The organism is Roseateles sp. DAIF2 (genome assembly GCF_015624425.1).
Classification (GTDB): Bacteria; Pseudomonadota; Gammaproteobacteria; order Burkholderiales; family Burkholderiaceae_C; genus Kinneretia.
In genome coordinates this window covers 171,243-188,386 of sequence record NZ_CP049919.1, presented here as the reverse complement: position 1 = coordinate 188,386, position 17,144 = coordinate 171,243, and the positions used below count along the sequence as shown (strand labels likewise).

At 68.1% G+C, this 17,144-nt stretch carries 5 protein-coding genes and 1 pseudogene; 1 reads left to right on the top strand and 5 read right to left on the bottom strand.

Features of this window, described 5'->3' with window-relative positions; translation table 11 throughout:
* Positions 1-115 precede the first annotated feature (115 nt).
* The 5 genes and pseudogenes from G8A07_RS00810 to G8A07_RS00790 all read right to left on the bottom strand — a co-directional run.
* Positions 116-841 carry a hypothetical protein gene (locus G8A07_RS00810; RefSeq protein WP_195795252.1) on the bottom strand — a complete coding sequence of 242 codons (726 nt, stop codon included), beginning with the start codon at positions 839-841 and terminating at the stop codon, positions 116-118.
* Complete coding sequence (locus G8A07_RS00805) at positions 838-7,755, bottom strand: RHS repeat-associated core domain-containing protein (protein ID WP_195795251.1); 6,918 nt, start codon at positions 7,753-7,755, stop codon at positions 838-840. Before G8A07_RS00805 ends, G8A07_RS00810 begins: the two co-directional genes overlap by 4 nt.
* A gap of 120 nt (positions 7,756-7,875) precedes the next feature.
* Positions 7,876-9,489 carry a hypothetical protein gene (locus tag G8A07_RS28145; RefSeq protein ID WP_195795250.1) on the bottom strand — a complete coding sequence of 538 codons (1,614 nt, stop codon included), beginning with the start codon at positions 9,487-9,489 and terminating at the stop codon, positions 7,876-7,878.
* Positions 9,486-12,488: an RHS repeat domain-containing protein gene (locus G8A07_RS00795; protein ID WP_195795249.1), complete on the bottom strand. Its 3,003-nt coding sequence runs from the start codon at positions 12,486-12,488 to the stop codon at positions 9,486-9,488. The genes G8A07_RS28145 and G8A07_RS00795 overlap by 4 nt, the downstream gene beginning before the upstream one ends.
* Before the next feature lie 1,055 nt (positions 12,489-13,543).
* Positions 13,544-16,459: pseudogene (locus tag G8A07_RS00790) on the bottom strand (L-glutamate gamma-semialdehyde dehydrogenase); the annotation flags it as partial.
* Between the two features lie 99 nt (positions 16,460-16,558).
* Between G8A07_RS00790 and G8A07_RS00785 the strand changes: the two are divergent.
* Positions 16,559-17,023: an Lrp/AsnC ligand binding domain-containing protein gene (locus G8A07_RS00785; RefSeq protein ID WP_195795247.1), complete on the top strand. Its 465-nt coding sequence runs from the start codon at positions 16,559-16,561 to the stop codon at positions 17,021-17,023.
* Positions 17,024-17,144: the final 121 nt, after the last annotated feature.

Below are 17,144 nucleotides of genomic sequence, written 5' to 3'. Positions count from 1 at the left end.
GACCGTCGGTTGCTTGCTGCGTGAGCGAATGCTCAAAACCACCCTTGAATCTGGACATCTCCGTCGATTCAAGTTCCCGGCCAGAAGTTCAAATTGAAGGCCTCTGTCGTCCGACTCACTCCCAGTCGATCCACGGAGTTTCGCACCCTTCCCTCCATACCCCGCCGCCGACACTAAGGCGAAGTGCGACTTCATTTGTCGAATCCAAGGATATAAGGGTAGCGACATTAATTACTCGCATGTCCCTTTTCCTCATTTCTGCTGGATTTCCGGAAAATGCCTCCCATGAGTCCTCACCCCAACGAACCAACTCTCGAACCGGTTGTCCCCGCAGTACACCCAAGTCAATCGTAACCAGTCCATTTCCGGGTACATCAAAATCCCAGGTTTCCGTCAACCACCGCCAGCCGGGAGACCCCATGGATTGCCACCTCTCGGACAGATCCGGTACTTCTTTCGTCTTGTGCTGCGCGTCTGGCACCAATTGCATCAACCGAGCATCCAGCCCATCAGCGTAGTGCTCTACCCAAAATGTCAGGTCTTTTGGCGAGGTATGGTGAAGCGGGTGCAAGGAGAATTTGCCCAGCCCGGGTATACCTATCGACTCCCCCGACCGATCAATTCCAGAACTCGCAACTCTATCAATAATTCTCATGACAGCTCGCGGGCCGTAAATCAACCCACCGGCAAAAACAAGATCGCACTTACCTGCAGCCGATCGACCTACCGTGTAGCTCCACCGAGGTGTCAAATCTCCTGATACATGAAAGCAAAAATAGCCACTACTGGAAATTGCTTCGGCGATATCAAGCCTTGATATCACCTCGCCATTAAAACTCATTTATGTATTTCCTTGTGGCAAGTCGTGCAAACTTGCCCATGATTCTTCCGTTCTGCTCCGCCACCATCAGCGTGACGTTTGTTTTTGTGATGCCCTTGAGTATCTTCAAATGGCTTTGGCTGCTTGCAGCTTGCGCAACGCTCGCCCTGTTCCTTGTATTTCTTCTTTTGCTCCGCTTCCGACCAAGTCCGCTTCTTGTCGCGCTGCGACGGCGGCACGCTACCCTTGCCCTTAGGGAGCTTGGGAAGGATGCCCGGTGTTTTTCCACCGCCCACCCATTTGAAAGGGTTCAAGCATTCAAGGGCGCAGTCTCTCGCAGTATCCCAGGGGTCAATGCAGTCGATTGAACGATCTCTGATGGCCTGAGAAGCCATCGAGCGCGCTGTGCATTGCGCTACGCAACGCGCATAAGCCCAAAGCAGCGGCGCTATTGGTAACGTGCCTTCCGGGTCCGTCAGAGAAGCGGGGTCTCCATCTACGTAAGCATACGCATTGAATGCTCCCGTTATACGCAGCGGGTCTTCCGATAAAAATCTCTTTAATTGCGGATCGTAGAATCTTGATCGGTAATAGTAAATATTGAAAGCATCGTATTCACGGCCTGTATAGGCAACATCCATTGCCGCCTGACCAGCAGCCGATGTCTCACCATATGGAGAGTATGACCTTGCGTTAACGATCAAACCGTCCTGACGCACCTCCCCGAGCACAGAGCCCAACGCATCGGTCAGCATAACCCGCTGCTGACCATTGTTATAGACGGCGATCAATTCATCGACAGCCAGCCCGGTCAGGAAATTTGTGACCTCCCCGCCCTTCGTCTCCGCCACGACTTGCTCACCATCGTAAATATACTGAACATCCTGCCCATTGATGCTCCGACTTATCCGGCGCCCCAGAGCGTCATAACGGAATCTCGCAAGCAACCCATCACTTTCAATTCCAATCAATTGATCCTTGGAGTCCCAAACATATTTGGTGACCGCAGATCCGCTATTGCATACCTTCTCCATCAAATTGCCATTTCCATCGTAGCTAAGCGCGCATGACTGTGCGCCAGGCTTGCCCGGCATCAGCGTCAGCCGGATCATTCGATCGGAAGCGTCATATTCTGCTGAAATTGGACTTTCGCTGCGATTCTGGCTTTTCAAGGATGTCTTGCTGGTTCTCTGACCTCTGGCGTCATAGCTATAACCAATACGCTCGACCACAGAGCCGTCTGCCGCGACATAAGATATTGACTGGACCTGTCCTGCGGCGTCATATCGATAGTCCACCGCGATCCCATTTGGAAGAGACTTCCGGGTCAGTCTGCCGGCCGCGTCCCATGAATAAGACGTGACACCTCCGGCATAGCGGATTTCCCTGAGGCGATTGGCTATATCCCACCCATAAGCCACTTCCTGCTGACCATTTATTGTTCTTGATACTCTCCTATCAAGGGAGTCATACTTGTTCTCAATGACCTGACTTCTTCCATCCACGGTCTGTATTTCCCGGACAAGCCGATCCGCCGCATCGTAAAAGTAGTCAACCTGGCTTTCCCCGTCAGCTCCACGGCTCACCACTTTCGTCAGACGCCCAGCTCCGTCGTACGCCTGTTCAATTACGCGATCATCGGCAGTTTCGCGAACCGTTCTTCCGGCCTCGTCGTAGTCGAACAGCGTGACTTTCCCTTTGCGATCCACTACTTCATTCATGCGGTCTTGGGCGTCGTAGCCGAAGCGTTCGACAGCACCCAAGGCATCCGTGCGACTGATTAGCCGACCGAACTCGTCGTATCCATAACTAGCAATGTCCTTACCCAAGGGATTAACAATCTTCTTGAGCCGTGCCCCTTCGTCATAGCTGATGACCGTTCGCCCGCCCAGCGCGTCTTCAATGGCTGTTGTTTGGCCAATGCCATTGGTCTGCAAGCTACTCGTGTAGCTCAGCGGGTCCGTCACATGGAGCGGCCGGCCACTGCGATCGGTACCAATGCGCGTGGTGTTACCCAAAGCATCCACCAAGCGCACCAGATCCCCAGCCGCGTTGTAGCCCATGCTGCTCGTCTGATTCAACGCATCGGTCAGAACGGTCAACTGGCCGTTGGCGTTGTAGTCCATCTTGGTCTGATGGTTCAACGGATCCGTCAGACGGTTCAGATTGCCCTTGCCGTCATAGCCCATGCGCCAGGTCTGCGCGGTGCCGTCATCTGCATAGCGGGTCACGCTGCTGGGCTTGTTCCACAGCGGGTCATACTGGATATCAGTGATGCGGCCCAACGCGTCAACCACGCGCACCATATTGCCCAGATCGTCATACACCATGCGCGTGGTGCGTCCGATCGCATCGACAACCTTGGTGCGCCGGTTCTGCGCATCGCGCGTCCATTGCGTGCGATCACCGGCGCTGTCGCTCATCTCCAGCACCTGGCCCTGGCTGCCGAAGCGGGCCATGCGGGTCGTGCCATCGGGCTCGCGCACCGTGGTGGACAAGACCTGGCCCCCGTGGAAGCGCCAGCCGGCCTCGTGGTTCTCCCAGTTGTCCTCGATCGGGCAGGCAGCGCCGCTGCAGACCTTGCCCGGGTTGCTCTGGTGGGTGATGCAGGCACCGCCGACCCGGTAGCTGAAGCGGTACTCCTTGCCCTGGGCCGTGTTCTGCTTCAGCACGCGGCGGCTCGAACCGTAGAAGTTCTCGGTCGGGTGCACCAGGCCGGGATACTGGACGGTCTTGAGCCGCTCGCCGGTCTCGGGCGGCAGCACATGGCGGCAGGCCGCGTCCACCGGCATGTCCGCATCCTTGACGTAGCTATAGCGGGTCTCGCGCCCATCGGCGTCGGTCACGCTGGCCAGCCGCTTGCTGGGCGTGTAGCCGAAGCGCTCCGCGCGCCCTTCCGGATCGGTCAGCGCCTCGATGAAGCCGCTGCCGCCATAGGTGGCGGTGATGCGGCGCTGCTCGGTCCCGACCGACAGCAGCTGGCCGCGCGTGTTGCGCGCCACCGTGACCCGTGCGCCGCTGGGCGACACCGTTTCGATCAGGAACTGCGGTTGGCCGCGCACATTGCCCGGCGCCCCGGCATAGGCCTGGAAGGTCCAGCGCGTGCCGTCCTTGAAGAACAGGCGCCACAGCCCGTCGACCTGTGCGACGCGCGCGCCGTCGAAGGCCGGTTCGCTGCGGTTGCGCAGCGTGCCGTCCGCCTCCGGGGCGAACACATGATGCACATTGCCCGGCATCACCAGGCGCACCGTGGTGCCGGCCAGCAGCATCGCATCGTGGTCCAGGGTCCAGCCGTAGCCGATCGACCCCTCGGTGCCGCCGATATTGTTGAAGGCGTCGATCGGGTTGTAGTTGCGCCCGGTCTCGATCGGCGTGTGGCCTTGGCAGCTCATGCCGCCGGTGCGGGTCAGCTCCTGGCCGGTCAGCATGTCCACCGGGTTGCCGCCGCTGGGCTTGGGGCAGTCGGGCGGCGGCGGCGGCGGCTTCGGCGGCCGCTCCAGGCAGGCCAGGCCGCAGACGCCGCAGAAGCGCGTCAGCCCGCCGTTGATCATCTTCGCGGTCTTGCCGTCGGCGCTGACCACCGCCTGGCCGGCCACCTTCCATTCGCCGGTGCCGCCCATCGGGCTGCCGTCGAAGAACCAGACGTTGATCGTCTCGCCCGGTTCCGCGCCGGTGTCGTTGGGCAGGGTGATCGGGATCGGCTTGGTCGGGATGCCGCCCATCGGCGTGCCGAAGTACAGCTGATAGGCCGCGCCGGTCGGCACCGGCGGCGACACCACCGGCAGCTCGGAGATCTCGCGCTTCTCCACCGCGATGCGGGTCTTCTTCACGCCGTCCCAGCCGATGATCTCGGCGCCGGCCGGCAGCACGATCTCGAGGCCGGGGAAGCGCGGATCGCTGATGCGCTGCTCGCTGGCGGCGTTGTTGATCGGCTTGAAGGTCTCGACCACCGGCGGCGGCGCGATCACGAAGTCCTTCAGCACGACGATCTGGTTGGCCTGCACGTCGACGCTGAAGGGCCAGATCGGATACAGCGGGTTCGCCGGCGTCGCATCGAAGCGCAGGGTCATCGGTCCGGCCGAGAGGCCGGCCAGCTCGAAGCCGCCAGCGGCGTCGGTCGCGGTCACCGGCGAGTTCTGCGCCCCGGTGTCGGCACGCACGATCACGCCCGCGATCGGCTGGCCTTCCGGCGTGACGAAGCGGCCGCGCACGCCGGTGCTGGGCGTCGTGACGGGATCGGGCACGGTCAGCGTGATCTTGACGCTGCGGCTGATGCTGCCCGCCGACGAGGTGCCGCTGCCGCTCACCAGCAGCTCGTAGCTGCCGGGCTTGGCCTCGCCATTGGCCTTCAGGCGCAGGGTGGCCTGGCGTTCCGCCGGCAGCAGGGCCGGATCGAAGCTGGCGCTGATGCCGGCCGGCAGGCCGCTGATCGCCAACTTCATCGCGCCGGCATAGGCCTGCGACCCGGTGCTGACGATCGCGATCACGCTGGCCGTCTCGCTGCCGCGCAGCAGGCGCAGCGCGTTGGGCGTGGCGCTGAGGCCGGCGTCCTGGGCCTGCTCGACGGTGAAGACCGGGCCGGTCGCCGAACCCAGGCCATTGGCCACGCGCACCGCACCGGTGCTGGCGGTGGCCGGAATGCGGATCTGCAGCTCGGTCGCCGTGGCCGCCACCAGCTCCACCGGGGCGTCGCCCACCCAGGCCCGGTTGTTCGCCAGCACCGGGTCGAAGCCCTGGCCGCTGATCTTCACCACGGTGCCCAGCCCGCCGCGCGTCGGGTTGATCGCGGTGATGCCGAGCTGACCCTGGCGCATCAGCACCTGGGCCCGCGCGCTCTGGTGACCCGGCGCCTCGGCCAGCAGCTGCAGGCTGCCCTCGCTGAGGGCGCGCAGCGTGAAGCCGACCGAGCTGGCGCCGGCCGGGATCACGACCTGGGCCGGCAGGTCGGCCGCCCCTTGGCCGCTGAGGCTCAGCTGCACCTGCAGGCCGCCGGCCGGTGCCGGCTTCGCGCTGCCGAGCGTGAACTGCTGGCTGGCGCCCACCGCCAGCTCCACGTTCGCCGGCGACAGCTGCAAGGCGGGCAGCTGCTTGACGCTCACCTTGGCGCGCAGCTTGAACTGGCTGCCCAGGGTGATCTCCAGCCAGGCCTGGCCCAGGCTCAGACCTTCCAGCTCGCCCTGCGCCGTCACGCGGAAGATCTTCTCGTCCTCGCTGCGCAGCTTGATCGGCCCCTCGGGCCGCTCGTTGATGCTGCCGTCGGTCATCAGGGCCTTGAGCGGATAGGCGACCGTGTTGCCCAGGCCCAGCTCGAAGTCGAGCGGCGGCCGCAGTTCCTCGATCACCGCCGGCGTCACCTGCACCCGGGCCGTGGCCTGGCTGCCGTTCAGGCCCACGCTCAGCTGCGCCACCCCCTCGTCGAGCGCCCGCACCGGCACGCTGGCCTGACTCTGGCCCGGCGCCACCGTGACGCTGGCCGGCACCGCCAGCACATTGGCCGCGTCCACCTGCACCGCCACCTCGCTGGGCGTGGCGCCACTGGGCGCCAGCTGCACCACCGCCTGGCCCACCATGCCCTTGGGCAGGCTCTGCTGCGCCGGGCTGAGGCCGGTCACCTTGGGCGGGCCGGCCTCGACCGCCACGTCCAGCGTGGCCAGCAAGGCATTGCCATAGCCCCGGATCGCCACCTTGGCCTGGCCCGCAGCCAGGCCCTGCACCGCGATGGCGGCCTGGCGCTCGCCGGCCTGCAGCACCACGGTGCCGGGAATCTGCAACACCGTCGCCGACCCGCCGCTCGTCGCCTGCTGGCTGCTGATGCCGAGATTCAGCACCTGGTCATAGGCCCGCACGGCATCCAGCTTCAGCAGCACCTGAGCGCTCGCCCCCGCCACCAGCCGCAAGGCGGGCGGTGCCAGGCTGATGCCCGGCGCCGTAGTGGCACCGACCGGGCTGCGCAACTGCAGCTGGGCGCCGACCTTGACGCCGCCGCCTTCCAGCTCCACGGTGGCCAGGCCCGGCTTCAGCGCCGTGACCGGCAGCTCGCCGCCATCGACGCCCGCCGGCAGCCGCAGCGTGGCCGGGGCCTGCAGCAGATCCGGCGGCGAGACATTGACGCTCAGGTCCAGCGGTTGACGGGCAAAGCCGCTCAGCTGCAGGTTCAGCTTGCCGCTGGCCCCGACCTCGAGCACGCTGCGATCGGGCAACAAGGCCAGCGGCCGCGCGACGGCCTCGGTCACGCGCAGCAGGGTCTCCAGGCGATCCGCTCCCAGCTCCGCCTGCACCGCATGGGTGCCGGCCTCCAGCGCCTGGATCGCCACGATGCCGCTCTGCTGGCCCGCCGCCAGCACCAGCTGCTCCGGCAGCCCCAGGGCCGTGCCCGCACCGCTGTGCAGCAGCACGCGCTGCTCGTCGCGCGGTACCGCATTCAGGCCCAGCTTCAGGCTGGCCACGCCGCCGGCCACCACCTGGCCGGGCACGGGTTCGATGGACACCAGCCGCGGCGCGCCGGCAATCACGGTGACCGACAGGCTGAGCAGGCGCGATGGCCCCGCGATGCGCAGCTGGACCGCGCCGGCGCTCAAGGCCTGCAGCGGCAGCTCGACCTGGGTCGCACCCTGCTCCAGATTGAGCCGGGCCGGCACCTGGATGACATCGGGACGGCTGTTCTGGATCTGATAGGCCTGCGCACGCTCCGCCGGGCCCGGCAGGCGCAGCTGCAGCTTGGTGCTGGCGCCCGCCTCCAACGCCACCTCGGTGCTGGACAGCCGCGGCGCGCCAACATTGCTTAGAACCTGCGCCCGGCCGTCCTGGAAGACACAGGCCAGCAACAGACCCAGAAGCAGGCCCGGAGCCCAAGCGCGCCATTGCGGCATCGCGCGCAGCCATGAGCCCACGCGCCGCACCAGTCCCGCCATCGATTGTTTGCTGTGCTGCCGCATAGAAGAATGCCGGTTGAGCCGCCTTGGCGCGGCGAGACCGAGGAACCCTGTTTCAGACCGTCGGCGCGCGACCGGGAGCCCCCGGCCGCAGCGCCTCTACAACAACAACAAGCCCGGCGATCAACCGCCCAGGCTGGCCACCTGCAGGGTGGCCAGCGCCTCCGGCGAGGCCTCGAACTCGCGCCCGCTGACCGTGATCAGCAAGGCGCGCGACGCGCGTCCGTCCAGGCTCGCCGTCAGGGTCACGCGTTCCACCCGCTCACCCTGCGCGAAGCGCGACAGCGCCTCGCCCATCGCCACCACCACCGTGTAGGTGATCGTGGCCTGCAGGGTGCTGGCACCGGCGGGCAGATTGATGCTGGCGGTTGCCGTCGCCGCCTGCGGCGTGCCGGCCAGCGCGGTGCTGATCGCGCTGACCTCGGCGCCGTTGTTGGGCGTGGCCGCCAGGCGCACCGTGTTGCCGACCGGCACCCCGGTGGTGGCAAAGCTCACCGTCACCGGGTTCGCCGTGTTCGCCGGCAGCTTTACATCGGCCACGCCGGTAGGCGGTTCCGGCACATTGACGCCGGCCACGCTGGTGATCTTCAGGGTCGGCGTGCCGGCGATGAAGACGGGGCCGGGTTGGGCGCTGCTGGCGGCCGGGCTGGTCGCCGCCGTGCGCGTGATGTTCTCGGCCTCCAGGCGAATGCGGCCTATTCCGCCATTGCCCCCCTGATAGCCGCAACCCACCGCGGCGCGAGCCCCGGCTTGCGCCGATACCTCGCCATTGCCAGCCAGCGTGGTGGCCACCAAACGGATTGCACCGCCGCTGCCACCGCCACCGCCGGAAGAGGAATTAGTCGTATCGCAGCCCGTGCCCGAGACAGGACCCGCGCTGCCACCGTTGGCAAGAATCTTGCCCGTAGTGTTGGTGATCGTGAGCGTTCCTGAAACGGCAATCAGCACAGCACCGCCGCCGCCACCGCCGCCGGAGCCTGCGAAGTTGCGTCCGCCGACGCCGCCGCCGCCGCCGGAACCGCCAACCAGCGGCAACAGCTCCAATGCCCCGTAAGAGGATCCGGCAGTGGAGCCTGGGCACACACCCGTCGGCTTATTCCCGGCATCACCGTTGGCACCGAAGCCGGCCCCGCCACCGCCGCCGTACCCATAGTAGCCATTGGACTCATAGTCATAGTTCGGGCACTGTGACCGAGCGCCACCGGTGCCACCGCCAGGCCCGAAGCCCTTTCCGCCCAAGCGCTCCACAAGGTCTGGTGCGCCCGGCCGGCCGCCCCGACCCCCACCGTAGCCACCGGGGCCACCTTCTCCGGGGTTGCCGTCATCAGCCAGCACGCCATCCCCCGCGGTACCGGAGGCGGTCGAGGCCTTGCCGCTGACATCGATCGTCCCGCTGATCACCGCATTGCCCGACACCAGCAACACCACCGGCGTGTTGGTGGTGTTCTTCTTGAAAGTCACCTTCACGCCGGCCGGGATGTTGATGTTGGCGTAGTTGAGGATGCCCGACGGCGGCAGGGTGACGACCGTGTCGACCGCCGGCGCCAGATCGCCGTCTGCGCCGGTGCTGCCGCTGTTGAAGGCCTGCGCGCCCTGGGCCAGGGCCACGAGCGCCAGCGTCATCACGGCGCGTCCGGTAGTGCTGAGATGATGTTGTGGTGCACGCATGGCGCGGCCTCCTTTGCTTTGAGAGAAACGGAATGTGAGTCGGGGAAATGCGGGGCTGCGCGCGCTCATGGCGTGGCCTCCTTGACGTAGACGGTGAAGGTATTCGCCGGCGAGGCCAGCGCCGAGGAGCCGCCGATCGGGTTGAAGACCCGGATCGTGTAGGCCCCGGTGGGCGCATCGGCACGCACCGCGACCGGAATGGTCAGTTCGCTGCCGTCGCCGCTGATGCTGGGCGTGTCGCCCATCACCAGGGCGCCGGCCGGCAGGGCCTCGACGCGCAGCACCCGCTGCAGATGCTTGCCGCGCACCCGCAGCACGATCACATCGCCCTGGCGCGCCAGGATGGGTTCGATCGACACGATCTCCGGCAGCTCCGCCAGCAGCTCCAGCTGCAGCCGGTTGCGGCCACCCAGCACCGGGATGGGCTTGCCCAGCTCGTCCAGCACGACCAGCTCGTAGGGCTGGATCGGCGCATCGGTCTTGGCCTGCACCGTCTGACGCAGGCTGCCGCCATCTGGGCTCACCTGCGCCGTGCCCTGCAACACCAGCGCGCCGGCCGGCAGCAGCTGCAGGCTCGCATCCGGCGGCAACGCCACCCCGCTCACCAGCAGCTCCAGACTCTGGCCGCGCTGGATCGCCACCGGATCCAGGCCCAGCACCCCGGCGCCCAGCACCACGCCGGTGTTCGCGGCGCGCAGCTGCAGCTCCTGCTCGCGCGGCAGCGTCACCTGCTCGATCTGCACGCCGACCAGGGGCGCCGGCAGCAGAGCCGCCAGCGGCTGCGTCGTGCCGCCCTCGCCCAGCAGCACGCCGACCGCTGCTGCCTGCAGATCCCGCACCTGGCTGGCCACATCGCCCAGGGTCAGCTGGTTGTTCGGCCCCGGGGTCGCGCTGCTGCTGCCGGCGGGCGTCTGCAGGGTCACGGTGCGCGGGCCCTTGGCGGCGCCCGCGTCGATGATCAGCGACACGGTCGCCACGCTGCCTTCGGCATCCACATTGACCGATCCGATCGCGATGCCGGCCGCGGGCGACACCTGCACCGACTGCGCATTCAGGAAGTTGCGGCCGCGCAGGGTCAGGGCGATCGTGCTGCCGGGCTTGGCCGTCGGCGGGTCGATCGATTCCAGCACCGGCAGCACCGGAGTCACCAGCAGCAGCGGTTCCTCCGGCGCGGCGAAGGGCAGCGCCACGCCGGCGGCGGTGACCTTGAGCCGGCGCAGACCCAGCGGCGCGTCGCTGGCCGCGGAGATCGCCACGCTGACGCTGCGACCATCCGGCGCCGCGCTGATCGCGCCGATGCTCAGGCCGATCGCCGGCTCGATGCCGACCGCATCCACGCCCTGCAGGCCTTCGCCGCGCAGCACCAGGGTGCGGCTCTCACCCTTCGCGATGGTGCGCGGGCCGAATTCGCTCAGCACCGAGCCGATGGTCACGCCGACCAGCGGCGCGGCACTGAGGGTGCTGAGGCCGCCCGGCTCGGCCGGCTTGTCCAGCACCACGCCCACCAGGCCGGCGCTGAGCTGCTGCACCGATTGCCAGCCGCTGTTGTCCTCGTAGACCGTCACGGTATTGGCGGCGGACGGCGCCTCGTCGCTGAGGCCGCTGGGGCTGCTGAGCACGAGCACGCGCGGTCCGGGGGCGGCGCTGGCCAGGACCTGCAGGCCCACGGTCAGGCTGCTGCCGTCGGGCGAGACCGTCAGCGTCGAGCCCAGGCGCAGGCCGGCGGCGCCGCGCACCTCCACGCCGTTCACATCCTGCAGATTGCGGCCGCGGATCAGGAACTCGGCCACGGTGCTGCCGGCGGTCAAGGTGATCGGCGCCACCGACAGGATCTGCGGCCTGGGCAGCACGATGTCGATGTCGTCCGCGCCCAGAGTCACCGGGCGCAGGTTCACGCCGCCGGACTGCAGCACCAGGCTGCGCAGCCCCGTCACCGCGCCGGCATCCACCGTGACCGGCAGATCCGCCTGCTTGCGGTCCGGGCTCAGGCTCAGGGTGCCGAGGCTCAGCCCCTGGGCTGGCTCGATGCTGGCGCTCAGATCCGCCGGCAGGCCCTCGCCGAGGATGCGCAAGGTTTGCGTGGCGCCTTGCGCCAGATAGCGCGGCTGCGTGTCCAGCCACAGGCTGCTGGCGCCTAGGTGCACCCCCACCAGCGGCGCACCGAGCAGGGTCGCGATGCCGGCCGGCGGCTGGGGCGTCTGCGCCAGTTCCACCCCCACCAGCGCGGCTCGCGCGGTGCTGATGCCCTCGGGATTGATCGTGACGAAGATCGGCACCTGCAGCACGCCCAGGGTCGGCGAGACCAGGCGCAGCTCGGTATTGCCACCCTTGAGGCCGCGCACCGCGAAGCGCGCCGTGGTCTGCCCCGCGGCGAAGCTCAGGCTGGCCGGACTGACCGTGGCGATGTCATCGCGCACCACCGACAGGGCGAACTGGTGCGCCTCGTCGTCCGCATGGCTCATGGTCAGATCGAAGCCGGCCGCCCCGGCGCTGGGCGAGACGGCGATCGGCAGCGGTGTCACCAGCGCGGCCGGCAGCTGCGGCCGGATCTGCAGCGAGATGCTGGCCGTGCCGGCCGCCGAGCTCAGGCGCAGCGGGCTGGCACCGAGCTGGGCCGTCGGCGAGACCGCCAGATCGAAGGCGATGCTGGTCGCCGTGCGGCCGACCCGGGAGATGCCCAGTTCGGGGTCATCGGCCGTCAGCGCGGCCGTGGCGAGCTGGGTGCCGATCAGGGTCACGCGCACATTGCTGCCGCGCCGGATGGCGGTCGGCGCGATGCTCGTGACCGTCGGGGGCTGCGCGACACCGTCGGTGCGCACCGCGAGGATGTTGCCGGCCGCGTCGTACTGGTACTCGGTCAGCTTGTTGGCCGCATCGATGACGCGGATCAGGCGCCCGAGCCCGTCGTATTCGTAGCGCTCGGTCGCGGCCCGCGCGGGTGCTGCGGCGAGCAGCAGCGCAGCGCTCAGAAAGAAGAGGAAGAAGAAAAGGCAATGGCGCAGCGTCGACCGGATCCGACCGGCGCGCCACAGCGCATGAACAGACGACAGTGCTCTGCTGGAGCCCACATCTTCCCCCTGATAGCCATCTTCCGCGGCTTGCGTGCCACTTCTGCAGACATCGGTCCATGGACTCGAAGGCCGCAGCCTGACGGGCTACGCGTGGCCCGCAGTGGAGCATGGGGGGGTGAAAGAAGTCAACGCAGCGGATGCCGAGCGGCTCCTATCGTTTTCCCTGTTTCAGGGGCCGCGCAGGGCGAGCCGATCGGCCACGTACTGCGGATAGGGGACAGGCGCGCGAGCATGGCCGTCGCCGCCTCACGACGCCTGCACTTGGTCACTTGACGGACCCATGCGATCGCTTGGGGCGCGCATAAAAGGCAAGACCTGGCACCGGCCAGGTCTCGCTTGCAACGGGTGGATCCTCTTACTCAGTGCCCGCCGGCCAGCAGCGCTGCGTTGCCGCCCGCCGCCGCGGTGTTGATCGTCAGCGTCTGCTCGGCGGCGAAGCGGTAGAGCTGGCGCGGGTCCTGGGCCTCGGCGGCGCCGATCAGCGGCAGGATCGCGCCGGCGCGCGCGGCCAGGCGCTGCTGCACCGCGCGGGACAGGCCGGGCTCGCCGCCGGCCAGCACCACGCCGGCCAACTCGGTCGGGGCCAGCCAGGCGCCGAGGGTCGCCGCGTCCTGGCGTCCGGCGATGCGCACCGCATCGCCGACCGGCAGCACCGTCAGCAGGGTCTGGGCGGCGGCCTCGCTGCGCTCGTCGACCAGCAGGGCCACGCTGTTGCCCGCCAGCAGCGCGGCGGCCACCGAGGCGGCCAGCGCCGGGGCGGATGCGCCGCCGGCCAGCAGCAGGAACAGGCCGCGGCCATGGCGGCGCAGCTCGTTGCTCTCGCCGGTGGGGCCGGGCAGCGCGAGCGGGGCCAGGTCTTGCTCGGCGGCGCGGGCCAGGGCCGCGATCAGCGCGGCGCTGGCGCCGTCCAGCAGGCCGTTGGTCGAGGCCTGGCGCAGCGCGGCCGCGCGCTCGGCCAGCGGCCGGGCGCTCCAGTCCACATAACCGCGGCGCAGGGTCGCGTAGACGCTGCCGACCGCCGCCACGGCATCGGCACCGAGCGCGACGACCGGCGCCGATGCCGCATCCGCCGCGCCACCGGCCACCGCCGCCACCGCCGCGAAACGCCGCAGATAGCTGGGGCCGCCGGCCTTCGGGCCGGTGCCGGATAGGCCCTCGCCGCCGAAGGGCTGAACACCCACCACCGCGCCGATGATGTTGCGGTTCACATAGACATTGCCGATGCGGGCCTTCTCGGCCAGGCGCAGCGCGCGGCTGTCGATGCGGGTCTGGATACCCAGGGTGAGGCCATAGCCCAGCGCGTTGATCTGCTCGACCACCGCGTCGACCTCGCCGCCCCAGCGCAGCACATGCAGCACCGGGCCGAAGATCTCCTGGCCCAGCTCGCCGATGCGGCCGATCTCGAAGGCCACCGGCCGCACCAGGCGCGGCAGCGCGTCGTGCACCGGCGCCTCGGCGATCAGGCTCGCTTCGGCGCGCAGGCGCGCCACATGGCGCTGGATGTTCTCAAACGCCTCGTCGTCGATCACCGGGCCGACGTCGGTGGCCAGCTCGGCCGGATTGCCGACCCACAGCTCCTGCAGCGCGCCCTTGAGCATCGCGATCAGGCCGTCGGCGATGCTCTCGTGCACGCACAAGAGGCGCAGCGCCGAGCAGCGCTGGCCGGCCGAGCGGAAGGCGCTCTGCACCACCGCGTCGACCACCTGCTCGGGCAGCGCGGTCGAGTCGACCACCATCGCGTTGATGCCGCCGGTCTCGGCGATCAGCGGCACCAGCATGCCCTTGGTAGCCAGGCTGCGGTTGATGATGTGCGCGACCTGGGTCGAGCCGGTGAAGCAGACGCCCGCGGTATGCGCATCGGCCACCAGGCCGGCGCCGACCGTCTCGCCCGGGCCGTGCAGCAGGGCCAGCGCATCGGCGGGCACACCGGCCGCGTGCAGCAGCTCGACCAGCTTCAGCGCGACGAAGGGCGTCTGCTCGGCCGGCTTGGCCGCCACGGTGTTGCCGGCCACCAGGGCCGCGACCACCTGGCCGGCGAAGATCGCCAGCGGGAAGTTCCAGGGGCTGATGCAGACGAACACGCCGCGGCCCTGCAAAGGTTCCGTTTCGGCTTCGGCCTGGTCGGCGTAGTAGCGCAGGAAGTCGACCGCCTCGCGCACCTCGGCGATGCAGTCGCCGGCGGTCTTGTAGGCCTCCTTGACCAGCAGGCCGCAGAACTCGCTCAGGCGCGTGTCCAGCTGGTCGGCGGCGCGGCGCAGGATGGCGGCGCGTTCGGCCGTGGGGCGTGCGTTCCAGGCCGGGAAGCCTGCAGCCAGGCGCGCCATCGCGGCCGCCACCTCGGCGGCCGAGGCCTCGGCAACCGGCTCGATGCGGGCCGCGGCGATCGCCGCGACGATGGGTGCGCGCTCGCCCGGCGCGGTCAGATCGGCGCCGCTGGAGTTGCGGCGCAGCCCCAGGATGTCGGCCGGCAGCAGCAGCGAGGCCTGGCCCTGCACCAGGCTCAGCGGCGAGGCCAGCAGCTCGTCGACCCGCACCTCGGCATCGGCCAGCTGGTGCACGAAGGAGCTGTTGGCGCCGTTCTCCAGCAGGCGGCGCACCAGATAGGCCAGCAGGTCGCGATGCTCGCCGACCGGCGCATAGACGCGGCAGGGAATGCTCGGGTCCTTCAGCACCTCGCGATAGACGCCCTCGCCCATGCCGTGCAGGCGCTGCATCTCGAACTTGGCGCCGGCCTTGCGCGCCATCTGCAGGATGGCCGCGATGGTGCCGGCGTTGTGGCTGGCGAACTGCGGGTAGATCACGTCGGCATGGCCGATCAGCGCCTGGGCGCAGGCCAGATACGAGACGTCGGTGTGCTGCTTGTGGGTGTAGACCGGGTAGGCGGCCAGGCCCTGCTCCTGGGCGCGCTTGATCTCGCCGTCCCAGTAGGCGCCCTTGACCAGGCGCACCATGAACTTCAGGCCATGCTTGCGCGCGATCGCCGCCACCTCGTCGACCACCGCGCGGGCGCGGGTCTGGTAGGCCTGCACCGCGAGGCCGAAGCCGCGCCATTGCGGGTAATGGCCGGCGATGCGTTCGGCCAGCGCGTCCAGCACGTCCAGCGACAGCTCCAGCCGGTCCACCTCCTCGGCGTCGATCGTCAGGTTGATATTGGCCTGGGCCGCCAGCTCGATCAGCTGCCAGACCCGCGGCAGCAGCTCGGCGAACACGCGCTCGCGCTGCAGCACCTCGTAGCGCGAGAACAGCGCCGAGAGCTTGATCGAGATGCCGTCGGCGGCCTCCGGCGAGTCCGCCTTGCGGCCGCCGGCGATCGCCTTGATCGCGTTGACGTAGGAGGCCTGGTAGCGCTCGGCGTCATGCTCGGTGCGGGCGCCCTCGCCCAGCATGTCGTAGGAGAAGCGCAGCTGATGCTGCTGCTTGCGCGCGGCATCGGCCTCGCCCATCGCCTCCTGGATGCTGCGGCCCAGCACGAACTGGCGACCCAGCAGCTGGATCGCGCGCACGGTGGCGGCCACCACGGTCTGCGCGCCCAGGCGCTTCAGCAGGCCGCCGTCCTGCTCGGCATCGGGCAGAAACTTCTTGGACAGCCCGATCGCGCTGGCGGCCAGGCCGGCCAGCATCGTGTGCGGGCCACCCGAGGCATTGCCGTCGAAATCGGCGCGGCCCAGCTGGTCGGCGGTCAGCGCGATCGCGGTCTCGGCGTCCGGCACGCGCAGCAGCGCCTCGGCCAGACGCATCAGGGCCAGGCCCTCAGCGCTGGTGATCGGGTATTCGCGCAGCAGCGATTCCATCGCCCAGAAGGGCGCCGGGTTGGCGCGCACCTGCTCGACCCAGGGACCGGCCAGCGCGATCACGCCGGACCAGTCCAGCGCCACGCCGGCGGCCAGTTCGCGGACCAGCGGGATCTCGTCCCGGTAGGGTTGCGGCAGGCGGGCCGATTCCGGCGGCAGGGCGAAAGCAGCGCTCATGGGAGGAGATCCTCATCATCACTAGTGAAGACCGGGAATTTATTCGTCAGCCGCCTGGATTAAATTCTGAACATTCGCATTTCAGCCGAGAAAAATCCGGTGACCGACGAACTCGACAAGATCGACGCCCGCATTCTGCGCGCCTTGCAGGCCGATGGGCGCATTTCCAACCTGAAGCTGGCCGAAGCGGTGCATCTGTCCCCCACCGCGGTGCTGGAGCGGGTCAAGCGCCTGACCCGCGAGGGCTACATCCTGGGCTACGAGGCACGGCTGAACCCGGCCAAGCTGGGCGCTTCGATGCTGGTCTTCATCGAGATCCTGCTGGACCGCACGGTGCACGACGTGATGGACAACTTCAAGGCCGCGGTCCAGGCCCGCCCCGAGATCCTGGAATGCCATCTGGTGGCCGGCGGCTTCGACTACCTGTTAAAGACCCGGGTGGCCGACATGGGCCATTACCGCGAGTTCATCGGCAGCGTGATCTGGACCCTGCCGGGGGTGCGGGAGACGCGGACGTATGCGGTGATGGAGGAGGTGAAGCATACGAATGCGTTGCCGATTTGAGGGGGGCGGCCGCGGGCGGTCTGGCTTCCGCTTTGCAGCGGTTGCCGCCGGTCGGCTTGAACGGGTGAACTCACGCTGTCGGCCACTAAGCGGCCACTAAGCGGCCACTAGTTCTGGCGGC

Coding starts and splice junctions, on each gene's coding strand:
- G8A07_RS00810 (WP_195795252.1), bottom strand. CDS start 841: ATGAGTTTTAATGGCGAGGTGATATCAAGGCTTGATATCGCCGAAGCA.
- G8A07_RS28145 (WP_195795250.1), bottom strand. CDS start 9,489: ATGAGCGCGCGCAGCCCCGCATTTCCCCGACTCACATTCCGTTTCTCT.
- G8A07_RS00805 (WP_195795251.1), bottom strand. CDS start 7,755: ATGCGGCAGCACAGCAAACAATCGATGGCGGGACTGGTGCGGCGCGTG.